Below are 16,184 nucleotides of genomic sequence, written 5' to 3' on the forward strand. Positions count from 1 at the left end.
GGCATCGTTATTTATGATGTTTCCTGAACCGATACAACACTGGCTGACGCAGTGGCTGCTTGCGCCGAACTATCTGGCATGGCTGTGGCAAGGTTTCCTGATGACCCTCGGCCTCTCCGCCGCCACCGTGGTCATGGCTACGCTGTTCGGCATGGTGCTGGCCGCTGCCCGCGACAGCCACGTGCGCGTTGTCCGTTGGCTGGCTGTCGCCTATAGCGCGCTGTTTCGCAACACGCCGCTGCTGGTCCAGCTGTTCTTTTGGTATTTCGGGGCCGGGCAGCTGTTTCCGTCGTCGGTGATGCAGTGGCTGAACGCCCCGCATGAACTTTCTGCGCTGGGATTCGCACTGCCGTGGCCTTCCTTTGAATTTCTCGCCGGACTGCTGGGACTGACGCTCTATTCCAGCGCCTTTATCGCCGAAGAACTGCGCGCGGGAATGGCCGGCGTCGCGACAGGGCAAAAGTATGCCGCGCAGGCGCTTGGTCTGACCGGCTGGCAGGCGATGCGCTATGTGTTGTTGCCGCAGGCGCTGCGCATCGCCTTTCCGCCGCTGCTGGGACAGTACATGAACGTCATCAAGAACTCGTCGCTGGCAATGGCGATCGGCGTGGCGGAGTTGTCATACGCATCACGTCAGGTGGAAACCGAAACGCTCCGCACCTTTCAGGCTTTCGGCGTTGCCACGGTGTTTTATATCGGCGCCATTGCCGTGCTCGAAGGGTGGGGCATGTGGCGTCAACAGCGGAAGTCCACGGAGGCGCGCTGAAATGGATTTTACGATCATCCGCGATAACTTTACCTATCTGATGTGGGGCACGTTTCCCGAAGGGCCGCTAGGCGGGGCGGCGCTGACGTTGGCGATCAGCCTGATGGCGGGCGTCGCCTCGGCCCTGCTGGGCACGCTGTTCGGTATCGCGCTGGCGATGTCCCGGGGCTGGCTGGCCGCGCTGTTGGCGATGGTGCTGGGGTTTTTCCGCGCGATTCCGGTCATCATGCTGATTTTCTGGACTTACTTCCTGCTGCCGGTGCTATTTGGCGTGGATATCCCGGAGATCACCACCGTGGTCTGCGCGCTGGCGCTGATCGCCTCCGCCTATCTGGCGCACGGGGTCAAGGCTGGGATTGTGGCTATTGGGCATGGCCAGTGGCAGGCGGGGCTGTCGCTTGGCTTTAATCGCTGGCAGACGTTGGGCTACATTGTCTTGCCGCAGGCGCTCCGCATGATGGTGCCTTCGTTCATCAACCAGTGGATTTCCCTGATCAAAGATACGTCGCTGGCGTATATCGTGGGCGTCGGCGAGCTGACGTTTTTGGCGACGCAGGTCAACAACCGCAGCATGGTTTATCCGCTGGAGGTCTTCCTGTTCGTGGCGTTGGTTTATTTTGTCCTGTGCCTGGCGCTGGATGTGCTGGCGAGTGGCATCAGCCGTCGTTATGGGGGGCACCGTGTCCAGAAAGTCGCGCGAGGAAAGGTGACGGCTTGACCCCTTAGCGGTGGCGCGTTAACTGAGCCCAGCCGCGTTCGCGCCAGAGCGCGGGCAGAGCGCGCATATCATCGAACTGGGTGACCAGCGGGTGGTGAATGGGCCGGTTAAGCGCATCGGCGCAGTAGTAAAACACCGGAATCCCGGCGGAAATGCCTGCCTGTACGCCGGCCTCTGAGTCTTCCACCAAAATGCAGCGTTCAATCGCTACCTTCATCTGATCGGCGGCGTAGTAGAGGATCGCCGGGTCCGGCTTCCAGGTTTGAATATCGTAGCCGCTGTAAAGGCGATCGCCGAAAAAGGGCAGAAGCGCCGTCTTCCCCAGCGTGCGCTGCATTTTACTCACCGGCCCATTCGAGACGACCGCCGTTGGGACCTGCAATTCTTCCAGCAGTTCGCGTACGCCCGGAATGGGTTGCAGTGCCGCGTCAAACAAACGGGCGATTTCGTCCCGATACTCCTGCTCCAATACGGCGGTTTCTTGCGTCAAATGATAGCGTTCGCAGGTGCGGAGAATAATGTCGTGGAGCCTGACGCCTTTAAACTCGGCGATGAATTGTTCCAATGCCAGCGATACGTTGTAGGTGGCAAACACATTGACATAGGCCTGACAGCACAACACTTCGGTATCGACCAACGTTCCGTCGCAGTCAAAGAAAACGCACTCAATCTGGGACATGACCGTCCTTACCGGGGAGAGAAAAGATAACCTTACTTTACTGCACATTGGTGCGGTTGTAATGGCTTGTGTCTGCGGGCAAAAGTGGGGTTCGCCCGCGAATGCGTCACGTGCCTCGCATCACCCTGCGGCCTGTTCTTGCCTATACATAGGATGTCCTTATGGTAGATAAAAAAACGGCGTAACAGCGTCAACCGCTGAGAATTTTGGTATAGGATACCTGACGGATAATCTTTCCCTTTCTTCAGGCTATTATGACTCATGGATAAATCTCAAACTGGCTCCGCGTCCGAGCGTGGGCTGCTGCAACGCGTGTTCAAATTACGTCAGCACGGCACCACGGCGCGAACTGAAACGATCGCGGGCTTTACGACGTTCCTGACGATGGTCTACATCGTTTTTGTTAACCCGCAAATCCTCGGCGTGGCCGGAATGGATACGCAGGCCGTCTTTGTCACCACCTGTCTGATCGCCGCCTTCGGCAGTATCCTGATGGGCCTGCTGGCGAACCTGCCGGTGGCGTTGGCGCCTGCGATGGGGCTTAACGCCTTTTTCGCTTTTGCCGTGGTCGGCGCGATGGGCCTGCCCTGGCAGGTGGCGATGGGCGCTATTTTCTGGGGCGCAATCGGTTTCTTGCTGTTGTCTGTGTTCCAGATCCGCTATTGGATGATCGCTAATATCCCGCAGTGTCTGCGTTTGGGTATCGCCAGCGGCATCGGCCTGTTTATCGCGATGATGGGGCTGAAAAACGCCGGGATCATCGTGCCGAACGCGGATACGCTGGTTGCGGTGGGTAAATTGACCTCGCACAGCGTGCTGTTGGGCGTACTCGGTTTTTTCATCATCGTGGTGCTCGCGTCGCGCAACATTCACGCCGCGGTGCTGATCTCCATTGTTATCACGACGGCCATCGGCCTGCTGCTGGGTGACGTGAAATATACCGGCGTCTTCTCACTGCCGCCGAGCGTTACTAACGTTGTGGGTCAGGTTGATCTGGCTGGGGCGTTGAATCTCGGCCTCTCCGGCGTCATTTTCTCCTTCATGCTGGTTAACCTGTTCGACTCCTCCGGTACGTTGATCGGCGTGACCGAAAAAGCCGGACTGGCGGATGAGAAGGGCAAGTTCCCAGGAATGAAGCGCGCGCTCTATGTGGATAGCATCAGCTCAGTCGCGGGTGCCTTTATCGGTACGTCCTCCGTTACCGCCTATATCGAAAGCTCCTCCGGCGTCTCGGTCGGCGGTCGTACCGGCCTGACGGCCGTTGTGGTGGGCGTGTTGTTCCTGCTGGTGATGTTCCTGTCGCCGCTGGCGGGGATGGTGCCGGCTTACGCGGCTGCGGGCGCGCTGATCTACGTCGGCGTACTGATGACGTCCAGCCTTGCACGCGTGAAATGGGAAGACCTGACGGAAGCCGTGCCGGCGTTTATCACCGCCGTCATGATGCCGTTCAGCTTCTCTATCACCGAAGGGATCGCCCTTGGGTTTATCTCCTACTGCGTGATGAAAGCGGCGACCGGACGCTGGCGTGAAATCAGCCCCTGCGTGGTGGTGGTCGCGGTGCTGTTCCTGCTGAAAATTGTCTTCGTCGACGCGCACTAATGTTTCGCCCGGCTAACACGGCGTGGCGTTAATCACCTGAAGCTGTCAGTTCGGGGCGGTGACATCACGCTGTCGCTTTTCTTAAGATGGCGGAAATAACGCGGCGACAGCCGCGTTATTTTTTCTCCGCCGAGCGGCTGGTCAGTTTCATAAACCGTGTCGACTGGCGCTGTTGTTGAATAATCTCTGACGTTTTGTTCAGCCCTCCTGCCACTGTGTAGTTCCACAGTACCAGCCGGTTTAACTGCGGCGTCCGGGCGCAGGCCCACGCCAGATAATCGTCAATGTCGCTCATCGCCTCCACTTCCGACAAATGCGCCACGCGCAGTCGTCCTGACGCCGGATGAAGCTTCAACGATTTACTGCCGTCTAGATTGAATCCGGGTATTTTAAGCACGGACTGACGGATGACGGCGAGCTGAGAGGCGGCTTCCAGCGGATCGATTTGTGCGTCAACCCATGCCCTCTCCGCCTGCGTCTGCCACACCGGCTGCGGCTGTTGTGACGCCCGCACGTGGACGATCTCCATACTCATCCCCACACTGCCCGTCTCGCTCAATAGCAGCCCGATAGTATTCCCCGCGTAGCCCAGGCTAAAACTGGGCAGGTTGATATCGCTAAAGCAGGGGCGGCCGTTAGGCGCGGTCACCAAGGGAGGCAGCATCGGATAGCCAAACAGATAAAACATGAGTTCTGCCAATAACGCCCGGCTTTTCAGATAGCGTTCGCGCCGCTTCATCGAAAAACTCTGCGTTGAGGCGATCAGGTCGTCAGACAGGCGTTGCAGACTCGGCAAAACTTCCGTGCTGGTCCACCTGACGAAATGGCAGGTCATAATTCACTCCATGATAATGACGCAAATCGGGGCGTCCAAGGTTAGCAGAGGCGATATAAACGCTGTGATGCTATATATCACAGACAAAAATATTAACTAAGCAAAAATTAACGGATTAATATTCAACGGTGAATGCATGTGTTGTTTTCGTCAAAACTCTCTCCCTGCCTCGTTGAAACAAGGAGAGTCGCCGTCAGCAGGATCGCCCGTGAGACAAGGGCACGGCGTGATGGGATGACCGATGTTTTTTATGTCCAGTCTGCCGTCGTGGCGCCAAAACAGCCTGAAACACGACGACTAGTGCGAATGGGTACTCTCTCCAGCCGACTGCCGTTGTCGTTCTTCCCTTTGCTGGCGCAGAACGTCGGGCGTCACCAGCCGCAGGGCCGAGGTCGGACACACCCTGACGCAGGAGGGGCCGTCTGCCACGCCTTGGCACAGATCGCACTTGTGCACTTCGCTGTGGGCGTGCGGTTCCCCCTTGTCTTGTGGCGAGGTCACCACCCGAATCGCACCGAAGGGACAGGCGATGACGCAGCTTTTACAGCCGATACAGCGCGACGAAACCACCTGAATGCTGTCGTTCTGGGCAACCAAGGCACCCTGCGGGCAGGCGCTGGCGCAGGGCGCGTTCTCGCACTGGTGGCACAGTACCGGCACGCTGACCTCGGCGCTTTTGATCACCGTAAGCCTGGGGGCGAATGACGCGGTGTTTAGGCTGCTTAGCCCGCCGCTCGTGTGGGCGACGGCGCAGGCGACTTCACAGGTGCGGCAGCCAATGCATTGGCTGGCGTCGGCAATGACGAACGAATTCATCGCACCAGCTCCTGCGAGTCGACGCGGGATGTCGCCGCGGCAGTTTGCGGTTCGCTCATCGCGTTGATCATGCTGCGCGCCGCCTTACGGCCGTCAGCGATCGCCGTGACCACCAGATCGGCGCCGCGTACGGCGTCACCGCCGGCAAAAATGCGTGGATGACTGGTCTGGCAGGCGTGGCGGCCGATCGGTTGAGCCTCGATTTGCCCCCACTTGTTGCGCTGTACTTCTGCGTCATCCAGCCACGGCATCGCGTGAGACTGAAAGCCGAACGCCGTAATCACGGCATCCACCGGATGGATGAACTCGGAACCTTCAACCGGCTGCGGCCGGCGGCGGCCGCTGGCATCCGGCTCTCCCAGCTCGGTACGGATGAGGCTGACGCCGCAGACTTCGCCTTGTTCGTTGAGGCAGATTTTCTGCGGCTGTACGTTGAACATGAACTCTACCCCTTCCTCGCGAGCGTTTTTCACCTCTTTTTTCGACCCCGGCATATTCGCCTCGTCGCGACGATAGGCGCAGGTGACTGACTCCGCCCCCTGACGTATTGAAGTGCGTACGCAATCCATGGCGGTATCGCCGCCGCCGAGCACCAGCACGCGTTTGCCCTGCATCGAGACGTAAGGTTCATCTTCCAGGTCCGGCAGGCCCATAACCCGCTTGGTATTGGCAATCAAGAACGGCAGCGCATCATAAACGCCCGGCGCGTCTTCATTATCCAGACCGGCTTTCATGGATCGGTAGGTGCCGACGCCGACAAAAACGGTATCGAATTCATCCAACAGTTGCGTCAGCGGTATATCGCGCCCGATCTCGGTGTTGAGATGAAATTCAATGCCCATGCCCTCAAACAGGACACGGCGCTGGATAAGTACGTCTTTATCCAGCTTGAAGGAGGGAATACCGAATGTCAGCAGGCCGCCTATCTCGGGATGCCGATCGAAGACCACCGCTTTGACGCCGTTTCGCGTAAGGACATCCGCACAGGCCAGCCCGGCGGGGCCCGCGCCGATAATCGCCGCCCGTTTACCGGTCGGCTTAACCTGATTCAAATCGGGTTTCCAGCCCATCTTCAGCGCGGTGTCGGTGATGTAGCGTTCAATGTTGCCGATGGTCACTGCGCCATAGGCTTCTTTTCCGAGCGTACAGGCGCCTTCACACAGACGATCCTGCGGGCAGACCCGTCCGCAGATCTCGGGCAGACTGCTGGTGCGATGCGATAGCTCCACGGCTTCCATAATGCGGCCTTCTTTGGCCAGACGCAGAAGTTCAGGAATGTTGTTATGCAGCGGGCAAGTCCATTCGCAGACGGCGTGCTGACCGCAGGTCATGCAGCGTCCGCCCTGATCCTGGACCTGCTCCGGCGTAAAGCCCAGGTAGATTTCATTGAACGTGGAAACGCGCTCATTGAGCGGTTTCTTGATGGCGTCCATCCGCGGCCAGCCTTTGCGTTTATTCAGCAGAGGGGGACGCGATGGGTTATAGGGCGGCGCGGCGCGCCAGTTGCCGGGCGCGGAACGTTGAGCCGCCTCGCGTTGTTTTTCCTGACGCTGCTGCTCTAGTGTGTGCTCACTAACCAAGCTCAATGCCTGGGTGGGGCAGGCTTCAACGCAAGCTTGACCTTCGGCCCTGCCGATACAGAGGTCGCATTTGTGAGCGGATGCGGTATCCGGCGTTTTTTCTGACGTTTCCACCGATATCGCGCCAAAAGGACAGACAATGACGCAGGTCTTACACCCAATGCATTTCTCAGCGATAACTTGAATGCTGTTCTCTTTTTTACCAGCGCCTGTGTCGGGCACGTGGCGGCGCAGGGAGCATCTTCGCAGTGATGGCAGGTGACCGCGGAATGCCGTTTGGCTTGATGAAAGACGTGGATACGAGGGGTAAAGTTTTCCGCGCTTTCAGGATAAGCGCCATTGTTATGGGTAATCACACAGGCAATCTCGCAGGCTTGACAGCCGATGCAATCCTTGGCGTTTGCGACGATAAACCGATTCATATCTTCTCCCGATAAGATCGTGTTGATGCAGGATACGGCATTGCATAAAGGCCGATACCGCGTCTTACTTTATCTGTAAAATAACAAAAAGTAAGCGCTTGCTTACTTTTTGGGTGACGACCGTCACACTTTTTAATTGTCCGGCCAGAGCGAAAAGCTTGGGGCTGGTGTCGAAGTCATATCAAGGATAGCGGCTTCGTGGTCTGGCGTGGAATTTTTATCCTAGCGGCTACCCGCTCCGGCTATTTTGATATAAAACAGAGAATCAAAAGGAAGAATAATTAAATTTATTCAGTATGTTAGCGTATTGAGAGTCATTATCTTGTACACAAATCCCGGTGCGGGATTAAAAGAACGGTTACGTAAAGTCTCTCAAAGGTATTCAGCGTCTCTGGCGGTCGCTGAAGGTCCGGATGAGCCGCGGGTAAAGTCGGCGAAAAGCGTTATTCCGCGCGATTCCTGATGCGCAGGTGGACGTGCCTGCGCTGCTGTGACTTCATCGTGCTCAGCAGCATGGCCAGCGCATCCAGCTTGTCGATAATCTGGGTGCCCAGATAAAAATAGCCGTAGATTTTGTTTTCTATCGCGATGTCGTTTCCGGCGTGCCGGTCCAACAGCGTTGAGCGCAGTTCCTCCATGACATCCTGTTCAAATTCCTTATGGTGGAATTTTTTTATGGCATCCGGATCGTTAATATCGTCGCGAATAAGCGCTTGTAAAAGTTTAAAGCGGTAGTCGATCGCGTAATTTATTTTTTTCGACAGCGAAGAGGCGCAAATAATATGGTGACTCACAGAACAGTCCCAGAAAGCTTTTTCAATCAAATTCAGATAAGAGACAATATCAAGAATGGTTTCCTGTAGTGAAATATAAATTTTTTTATCTATTCTGGTTTCTTTCTGGGCGGGTATGGAGAGTTTCAATATATCGGAGATGGCTTTTTTATTAATACTGTTAAGATTTTTTAATTCGGGCCGGTTGAATAAATTACGAGATAAATTGGCGCAGTAAAGCTGATGCAGATTGGATATGAGTTTATAAAGCTCTATATTCCAATGAATACTCGCTTTGTGCGGTAAAATACTGGAAAAAATGACGGCGATGACGCAGCCGATAAATACGTCGGAAATTCGCCATAGCGCGATATCCAGATTCCCGCCCGACGCGCTGACGGTTACTGAAAGCGTAATACCAATGAGTATCCCGGCATAAGGGATTTTACTCAGCGTCAGATAGCCGCAGGTAAATATACCGAGGGCGATGATCACGATCATGCCCGAAAAGGTGTATTTCCCAGCATAAAACGAAAGAATACCAAAGATGATGCCAATCAACGTGCCGGTCGAGCGCTGGATGGCGCGGGGATAGACACTGCCTTTATAGGACATCGGTCCCATGATGACGATCATGGTGATCAGGATCCACGAGACGTCTTTGACCAAATCGAGTTTTGCCAATAGGAGTAAAGCGAAAATAAAAGAAATCGTTAAGCGCAGCGCATGGAAGGTGCGATAATATTTATATTGTAAATTCTCTACTTTCATGGTCTTTTCTTTTAAAAGCACCCGCTAAATCACTATTAACCTCTGTGTTGCAAAGTTAATTGTCGATCGCGAAAACCCTATTTCCACCGGTAATGAAATGATGTCATCCAACAACGGATAGAGAGGATAGCATCTTTTTTAACTAAAGTTAACAATAGGGTTGCCTCCAGAAACTCAATCTTCCTCTTATAAGAAGCTCATTTCCTCCAGTAAAAGTAATAAATTGTAAGTTGATGTTTTAAAAGCAAGGCAATACGGAATCTCTCATATTTATAGAGAATGGAATTATTTTATATTGAAGGAAGGGTGAATAACTTTAATGGATGGCGCTGTAAATAAAAAAATAGTGATTACTATTAAGAAAAATGATCTTGGGGTGAAAATATTATCAATACATTAGGTTGAGATAATTTCTCACCCCCGGTGCATTCAGCGTGGCGGGTAAAAAGAGAAAGGTTATTTAATCATTGCACGGCTAAACAGCTGAGCGCCGAATAACCGTTTTCTTCTGACGCCGTTCGCACAAGACGGTAAAAATGCCGGCGCATGCAATGATCGCCGCGCCGGCGATGGTCGAGCCTCCCGGCACGCTATCAAGGAAGAGATAACCGATCAGCATTGACCACACCAGCGTGGTGTAATCGAAGGGAGCCAGCAGCGAGGCGTCGGCGTAGCGCAGGCTCAAGGTAATCAGTATCTGCGCCATACCGCCGAAAAAACCGCAGCCAATCAGCAGGAGGAGCTGCGGAAACGTCGGCATCAGCCAGCCGAAATACAGCGTTCCCAGACCGATGAACATGGTCATCAGCGAGAAGTAAAAGACAATGGCGCCGGGCTTTTCCACGCCGTTGAGGAAGCGAATTTGTATCGACGACGCGGCGGTGCAGAGCGCGGCCAGCAGCGCGAAAGCGACGCCGATGATCGATCCGTTTGCAACGCCCGCGGTCGAGGAAAAGACAGATCCGCTGGCGCCCAGATATGCCGACAGCATCACCAGAATGCCCGAGAAACCCACTACGACGGCCAACCAACGATAAAAGCGGACGATCTCTTTCAATAATATCGCCGCCATGATGACGGTAAATAACGGCGCGGCATAGCTAATAGCGGTCACGTCCGCCAACGAAATATAGACCAGCGCAAGATAGTTAAAATACATACCCCCCGTACCGGAAAAACCACGGATGAGATGGCCAAACACATTGCGGGTTTTGATTAAATCGAGAATATTGCCTTGAAACTTGAGCCAGATAAGTAGGGGAAATAGCGCAACGAACGAACGGAAAAAAATGACTTCGCCGGTGGGGATAGCGCCGTTTAATCCTTTGACGCAGGCCAGCATTAATGTCGCGCACAGCGCCGACATTATTTTCAGGAGTACGCCCATTCTGGAATTCATTGTCTATTTTCACTCTCTGGCTGCAATAACGACATTCGCTTTCCTGATGCCGGAAATCGTCCTTCACCATAAAGTGACTGTCTTCGCGTCCGTTAAGATAATTTCGTTCTGTCTGGATAGTTTTTCCTTATATTTTCTCCCCGTCATACAAATTACATATCACCACACACGCTTTCCGTCTTATACATCGTCTTTCATCGCTTCTATAGTCAGACTGCTAGAAGAGTCGCGCCAAGTTTTAGCGGTTATCTCTTTATTTTTAGTCATTTATTTCATACCGCTTCTTTCGTGCTGCGTCAGAAGAACACTGAATCTTAATTAAAATAGCGGGGAATTCGTGATGAAATTGAAATTGCTTTCGGGTGCAGTCTTGGCCATGCCTCTGCTGGTGGCGTTGTCACCCGCCGCCCATGCGGATTTACTCGCGGATATCCACGCTCGCGGCCAATTAAACTGTGCGGTCTATTCCGACGTGCCGCCATTTTCGTCCCCTGACCCCAAAACGCGCCAGTTGGCGGGGATGGATGTCGATCTCTGTCATGCGCTGGCGAAGGAGATGGGGGTCAAGGCCAACCTGATGCCGACCTCGATTGAGGCTCGTATCGCCGTCATCGCCACCGGTCGGGCTGATGTGCTGGTCGCCAACCTGGCGTATACCAAAACGCGCGGCAACCAAATCCAGTTCAGTGACCCGTACTATGTCGCGAAAGAGATGCTGGTGGTGAAGAAGCCGAACGAAAACAAAACGCGGGCGGACTTTAAAGATAAACGCATCAGCGCGACCAAAGGCACCACCTCCGAACAATCTATCCATCTGGCGGGCGCGAAAGCCGTCACGTTCCAGGATGCGGCCTCCGCCTTCCTGGCGCTGGAGCAGAATAAGGTCGTGGGCTTCGTCACCAACACCATGACTGCCGTCAAAATGATCTCTCAGGCGAAAAAAGACGGTATTGAGCTGGGTATGATCAAAGAGCCAATGGCGCTGGAGCCGATTGGCGTCGGTATGAAAAAAGACGAGCCGGCGCTGCTGGCGGAAGTGAACCGCAGCCTGAAGGCGATGGATGACGCCGGCGCTATTGATACTATCTGGAATACCTGGATTGGACCGAACACTGAGTACAAGATGGTGCGCGAAGAAAAAGTGCAGCCGCTTTCAAGTCTGAAATTCGAACCGCTGGAATAACCCATGACCCTGCTGTCACGCGACGAGCCGAAGCGCGTCGCCTTGACGATCGTCAGTCAGGGCGAGCCGGTAAAAGTGTCCACGATTGGCGGTCGGGCCTATCTGGTCGATGCGCCGGGCGAGTTTGATCTTCCGGCGCAAAGGCGCATCTGGGCGCTGGCTGGGTTACTGCGGCAACGTGGCGATATCGAATCGTTGATCCCCGGCGTGACCAACCTGCTGGTGCTGTTCAAGCACATCCCGCCGGAGCCGTCCGCCGTCGTCCATCTGTTGCAGGATGGTTGGGAGCGTGCGCGGGCCGCCACCTCGCAGGGTAAACGCATCGACATTCCCGTCAGTTATGGCGGCGAGCACGCGACGGATCTGGATGCCGTGTGCGAGTTCACCGGGCTGACGGCAAAAGAGGTCATCCGCCGTCACTATCAGGGTGAGTACACCGTTTTCGCGCTCGGCAGCGCACCGGGGTTCGGCTATTTGCACGGTCTTGACCCAGCGCTGGCGACGCCACGCAAAAAAGTGCCGTCGCTGAATATGCTGAAAGGCACCGTGACCATCGGCGGCGCGCAGACGGGGGTATCGGCGTTAACCGGACCGAACGGTTGGAACGCGATCGGCTTCGCCGATATGCCGCTGTTCGACCCTTGGGCAGAAACGCCTGCGGTCATGGCGCCCGGAGACAGCATCCGTTTTCTGCCTGAGAGGATTGAACTGTGATTGAGGTGATGAAAACCGGTCCGTTAAATACCGTTCAGGATCTTGGCCGCACCGGCTTTCGCCACATCGGCGTCTCGGTCAGCGGGGCGATGGATGCGCTGGCGCTGCGTGTCGGCAATCTCATGCTCGGCAATGACGAAAATGCGGCCGGGATCGAAGTGCAGCTTTTTCCTTTCCGCGTGCGTTTCACCGATCATGGCGCCATCGCCCTGACCGGCGCCGATTGCCGCGCCGCTCTGGACGGCAAAGCGCTCCCGCCCTGGTGGGCCTGCGAGGTACTGGCCGGACAGGTGCTGGAGATGTCGTATCCCCGCCAGGGCGCCCGCGGTTATCTGTGCGTGGCGGGGGGGATTGATGTTCCCGTGGTCATGGGGTCGCGGAGCACCGCGCTGCGCGGCAACTTCGGCGGGTTGGACGGCCGACCGTTGATGCAGGGCGATCGCCTGCCGACGGGGGACGCCAGCCCATGTTCGCTGCCGCCGGGCGGCATTGGCGCCGTGCCGCCGTCGGTGGCTTTGGCCGATCTCTTTCCGGTCAGCCCGGAAGGCGTCATGCAACTACGGGCGATCCCCTCCGGCGAATTCGACCTATTTGCCCACGACGCCGCGCGGTTCTGGTCCCAGTCATGGACCATATCCCGGCACAGCAATCGCACCGGCTATCGCCTGAGCGGCGAGCCGCTCGTCCCGTCCCGAACGGTGGAAATGCGCTCCTACGGGTTGATCCCCGGCATTGTGCAGGTGCCTCCGGCGGGAGAACCCATTATTCAGTTGAGCGACGCCAATACGGCGGGCGGCTATCCTAAAATTGCGGGCGTCATCGAAGACGACCTGTGGCGATTGGGTCAGGCGCAGGCGGGCGAACGCCTGCAATTGGTTGAAAGCGATGCCGCCGAGGCGATTGCCGTCAACCGCGCGGTGAATGCGTACTTGCTAGGCGTCTCCCGCTGCTGTCATCAGGTCGCTGCCGCGGCGCTGAACGGATAGATCGCCGCCGTTCGGTTTTCCATGCCGCGAAGACGTCCATCAGGCTGCGGCATCATGGCTGGCTGTCGCTCCTTCTTTTCGATGACCGGCGCTCCCGGCTTCCGCGTCGTGTTCCCCCTAATGACTCCTTTTTGGCAACGCCGAGTCTGGCGGTATGACGTGCTGCTGAAAGGGATTCTATGGGCGTCGTATTCGGCTATGGCGTGTCCTGCGGGCATAAAAAAAACGGGGCGCAAATCGGCCCCGTCGATCCATCGGCTTCGGTGGGGCGGCGTTTAGCGCATCCCTTCGCAAAAGGTTGCCAACCGGTCGCAGCCTTTTTGCAGTATCTCCCTACTGGTCGCGTAGGAGAGGCGGAAGAATGGACTCATGCCGTAGGCCGCGCCCTGTACCGTCACCACGTGGTGTTCTTCCATCAGCGCCATGACGAAGTCGGCGTCGTTGGCGATGTAGCGGCCGCCCTGGGTGGTTTTGCCGATAAACGCGGCGATATTCACGTAGAGGTAAAAGGCGCCCTGAGGTTTGTGGCACAGCAGACCGTGAATGGAGGTCAGGCGTTCCAGCACATAGTCGCGCCGCTGGCGGTAAATCTCCGCGCGTTCTTTCAGCAGATCCTGCGGGCCGTCCAGCACCGCGACGGCGGCGGCCTGAGTGAGCGTGGTCACGCCGCCGGCGTTCTGCGTATTGACGTTGCTCATCGCTTTGATCAGATCGCTCGGTCCCCCGCAGAAACCCAGCCGCCAGCCGGTCATCGACCAGGCTTTGGAGACGCCGTTGACCGTCAGAACGCGATCTTGCAGGCGGGGTTCGACTTCCGCCATGGTGTAAAAGGTCACGTCGTCGTAAATCAAGTGCTCATAAATATCATCGCTCAGGATCCAGATGTCGGGATGTCGCAGCATGACGTCCGCGATGCCCTGCAAATCGGCCCGGCTGGCGACCGAACCGGTGGGGTTGCTGGGGTAGTTGAGCAGCAGCCATTTGGTTTTCGGGGTAATGGCAGCTTCGATGTCTTCCGGGTAAGGCTTGAAGTTATTTTCCTGCGGACAGGCGACGGGGACCGGAACGCCGCCGGCGAATTTCACAATATCGGCATAGCTGATCCACGACGGCGACGGCAGCAGCACTTCGTCGCCTGGATTGATCGTCGCCATAAAGGCGTTAAAGATAATCTGCTTGGCGCCGCCAGCGGTGATGATCTGACGGGTGTCGTAGTCCAGATGGTTGTCGCGCTTGAACTTGCGTTGAATGGCCGCGCGCAGCGCCGGTGTCCCGTCGGTGGGCGGATAGCGGGTATCGCCCGCCAGCGCGGCGGCATAGGCGGCCTCCGTGGCATGCCGCGGCGTGGGGAAATCCGGTTCGCCGGTAGATAACCCAATAACGTGGATACCTTGTGCGGCGAGATCTCGCGCTTTCTGCGTCATAGCCACAGAAGCGGATACGGTGACATTTTTTAGGCGATCGGCAATTTCAGGCATGTGCGGGGATTCCAGTCAGTCAGGGGCGTCATGCCGGTGAGGCCTGCAACGGCAGGATCAGGCGAGCGGCACGGTGCGAAAAGCAGGTCGATGGATGACCCAGGTTAGGAAGAGCATAAAAGTGAACTCGGCGCAGAGGCCAATAGCGCTTTGTTGTGGTGACATAACCTAATGCAATGGTTGTGCGTGTCGGCGCAGCGTGAGGGGGCTGCCCTGCTTCACGGTGGTGCACATGGCGGGAAGAAGCGCGCAAGACAGGGCAAGCGAATAGGACCTAACCGGCTGAAATTCTTGTCTGTATCCCGCCTTTTTCATGGTCGTGCGCGTTGGCCCCAATCTTGCTTTGATCAAGGTCAAGATCCCGCAGTGAGGAAGCCACGATGAATCTCCGTCGACTCAAATACTTCATCAAAATCGTTGACGTGGGCAGCCTGACGCAGGCCGCCGATGTTCTTCATATCGCGCAACCCGCTCTCAGCCAGCAGTTGGCGACGCTGGAAGGCGAGGTCAATCAGCAGCTGTTAATCCGCACCAAGCGCGGTGTCACGCCGACCGAAGCGGGCAAAATTCTCTACACGCACGCACAGGCGATCCTGCGCCAGTGCGATCAGGCGCAAATCGCCATCGACGGCGCCGGGCTGACCCTTTCGGGCAGCGTGTCCGTCGGTCTGGCCCCGGGGACGGCCGCCCAGCAGCTGGCGCTGCCGCTGATGAAGGAAGTGCATCGGCAGCATCCCGGCATCGTGCTGTATTTCAACGAAAATTTCGGCACTACGCTGAGTGAGCTCATTATGAACGGGCGTATGGATATGGCGGTGATTTACGGTAGCCGCGAAATCCACGGCCTACGCTTTATGCCGCTGATGAAGGAAGACCTCTATTTCGTTTGCCCTCACGTACTGGACGCGCCGAAAAGCACTATCTCGCTGGCTGACGTCGCGCGCTACGACCTGTTCCTGCCGCGCATTTACAATACGATGCGCAAGGGGGTGGATGATGCGTTTGTTCAGGCGGGGATATCCTACAAGGTCAACTGTGAAATCGAGTCGCAAACCACGCTGAATGCCGCCGTGGGCGAAGGATTGGGCTGCACCATCATGCCGGAGTCCGCCGCGCGCGCCATGCTACAGGCCAGCAACGCCTGGATGGCGAAAATTGTCGATCCAAACATTCAGGTCTCCCTGACGTTTTGCATGTCGGACCATCTGCCGCTCTCGCAGCCCGCGAAAGTCGTCAAAGACATCCTGTTATCGCTGATGGTGAAACGCACCACGGACAACCGTCCGCTGGCGCTGGTGGGGTAATAAGTCTCCCTTATCGTCGCAAAGCGAAACCCTCTTACCGAATCAACCTGTCGCCACGGTAGAGTGCGGACATCCCCAGTACGCCGGGGCGACGGGCGGTTTCGGACGTCGGCGACAGGCGACGATTCCGGTCGTATTTGCATTTTTGCCTGCCAACGTCC

General features: G+C 56.4%; 13 protein-coding genes and 1 pseudogene. 7 read left to right on the forward strand and 7 right to left on the reverse strand.

The window, feature by feature from the left end:
• Positions 1–16: 16 nt before the first annotated feature.
• Both AU511_RS04780 and AU511_RS04785 read left to right on the forward strand, forming a co-directional pair.
• Positions 17–766 carry an amino acid ABC transporter permease gene (locus AU511_RS04780; RefSeq protein ID WP_420843436.1) on the forward strand — a complete coding sequence of 250 codons (750 nt, stop codon included), beginning with the start codon at positions 17–19 and terminating at the stop codon, positions 764–766.
• Between the two features lies 1 nt (position 767).
• The gene (locus tag AU511_RS04785) at positions 768–1,484 is read left to right on the forward strand and encodes an amino acid ABC transporter permease (RefSeq protein ID WP_094099954.1); all 717 of its coding nucleotides are present in this window, start codon (positions 768–770) and stop codon (positions 1,482–1,484) included.
• Positions 1,485–1,488: 4 nt separating this feature from the next.
• Here the strand turns inward: AU511_RS04785 and yieH are convergent, their stop codons facing one another.
• The gene (yieH, locus tag AU511_RS04790) at positions 1,489–2,163 is read right to left on the reverse strand and encodes a 6-phosphogluconate phosphatase (protein ID WP_094108948.1); all 675 of its coding nucleotides are present in this window, start codon (positions 2,161–2,163) and stop codon (positions 1,489–1,491) included.
• Between the two features lie 261 nt (positions 2,164–2,424).
• On the opposite strand from yieH, the gene AU511_RS04795 reads away from it, so the two are divergent.
• Positions 2,425–3,762, forward strand: coding sequence for an NCS2 family permease (locus AU511_RS04795; RefSeq protein ID WP_094108949.1), 1,338 nt, complete (start codon positions 2,425–2,427; stop codon positions 3,760–3,762).
• Between the two features lie 115 nt (positions 3,763–3,877).
• Here AU511_RS04795 and AU511_RS04800 read toward each other — a convergent pair whose 3' ends face one another.
• From AU511_RS04800 to AU511_RS04820, 5 genes and pseudogenes are all read right to left on the reverse strand, one after another.
• Positions 3,878–4,597, reverse strand: a complete 720-nt coding sequence (locus AU511_RS04800; RefSeq protein WP_094108950.1) for a 4'-phosphopantetheinyl transferase family protein — start codon at positions 4,595–4,597, stop codon at positions 3,878–3,880.
• Between the two features lie 297 nt (positions 4,598–4,894).
• A complete protein-coding gene (locus tag AU511_RS04805; protein WP_094108951.1) occupies positions 4,895–5,413 on the reverse strand; it encodes a 4Fe-4S dicluster domain-containing protein in 519 nt (172 codons plus the stop codon).
• Positions 5,410–7,415: pseudogene (gene aegA / locus AU511_RS04810) on the reverse strand (formate-dependent uric acid utilization protein AegA). Before aegA ends, AU511_RS04805 begins: the two are co-directional and overlap by 4 nt.
• A 443-nt stretch (positions 7,416–7,858) precedes the next feature.
• Positions 7,859–8,959 carry an FUSC family protein gene (locus AU511_RS04815; protein WP_094099960.1) on the reverse strand — a complete coding sequence of 367 codons (1,101 nt, stop codon included), beginning with the start codon at positions 8,957–8,959 and terminating at the stop codon, positions 7,859–7,861.
• A 475-nt stretch (positions 8,960–9,434) separates the two neighbouring features.
• Positions 9,435–10,358 (reverse strand): DMT family transporter, encoded by a 924-nt coding sequence (locus tag AU511_RS04820; RefSeq protein WP_094099961.1) that lies wholly within the window; start codon positions 10,356–10,358, stop codon positions 9,435–9,437.
• A 340-nt stretch (positions 10,359–10,698) separates the two neighbouring features.
• On the opposite strand from AU511_RS04820, the gene AU511_RS04825 reads away from it, so the two are divergent.
• The 3 genes from AU511_RS04825 to AU511_RS04835 are packed head-to-tail and all read left to right on the forward strand — an operon-like array spanning position 10,699 to position 13,241.
• Entirely contained in the window at positions 10,699–11,541 is an 843-nt protein-coding gene (locus tag AU511_RS04825; RefSeq protein ID WP_094108952.1) for a transporter substrate-binding domain-containing protein, read from the forward strand.
• A gap of 3 nt (positions 11,542–11,544) precedes the next feature.
• Positions 11,545–12,255, forward strand: a complete 711-nt coding sequence (pxpB, locus tag AU511_RS04830; RefSeq protein WP_094099963.1) for a 5-oxoprolinase subunit PxpB — start codon at positions 11,545–11,547, stop codon at positions 12,253–12,255.
• Positions 12,252–13,241: a 5-oxoprolinase subunit C family protein gene (locus AU511_RS04835; protein ID WP_205756418.1), complete on the forward strand. Its 990-nt coding sequence runs from the start codon at positions 12,252–12,254 to the stop codon at positions 13,239–13,241. The genes pxpB and AU511_RS04835 overlap by 4 nt, the downstream gene beginning before the upstream one ends.
• A 275-nt stretch (positions 13,242–13,516) precedes the next feature.
• Here the strand turns inward: AU511_RS04835 and AU511_RS04840 are convergent, their stop codons facing one another.
• Positions 13,517–14,719, reverse strand: coding sequence for a pyridoxal phosphate-dependent aminotransferase (locus tag AU511_RS04840; RefSeq protein ID WP_094099964.1), 1,203 nt, complete (start codon positions 14,717–14,719; stop codon positions 13,517–13,519).
• Positions 14,720–15,099: 380 nt separating this feature from the next.
• Between AU511_RS04840 and nac the strand changes: the two genes are divergently transcribed.
• Positions 15,100–16,023, forward strand: a complete 924-nt coding sequence (gene nac, locus AU511_RS04845) for a nitrogen assimilation transcriptional regulator NAC (protein WP_094108953.1) — start codon at positions 15,100–15,102, stop codon at positions 16,021–16,023.
• Positions 16,024–16,184 lie beyond the last annotated feature (161 nt).

Origin of the sequence: Lonsdalea iberica (assembly GCF_002111585.1) — a bacterium.
GTDB classification, from domain to species: Bacteria; Pseudomonadota; Gammaproteobacteria; order Enterobacterales; family Enterobacteriaceae; genus Lonsdalea; species Lonsdalea iberica.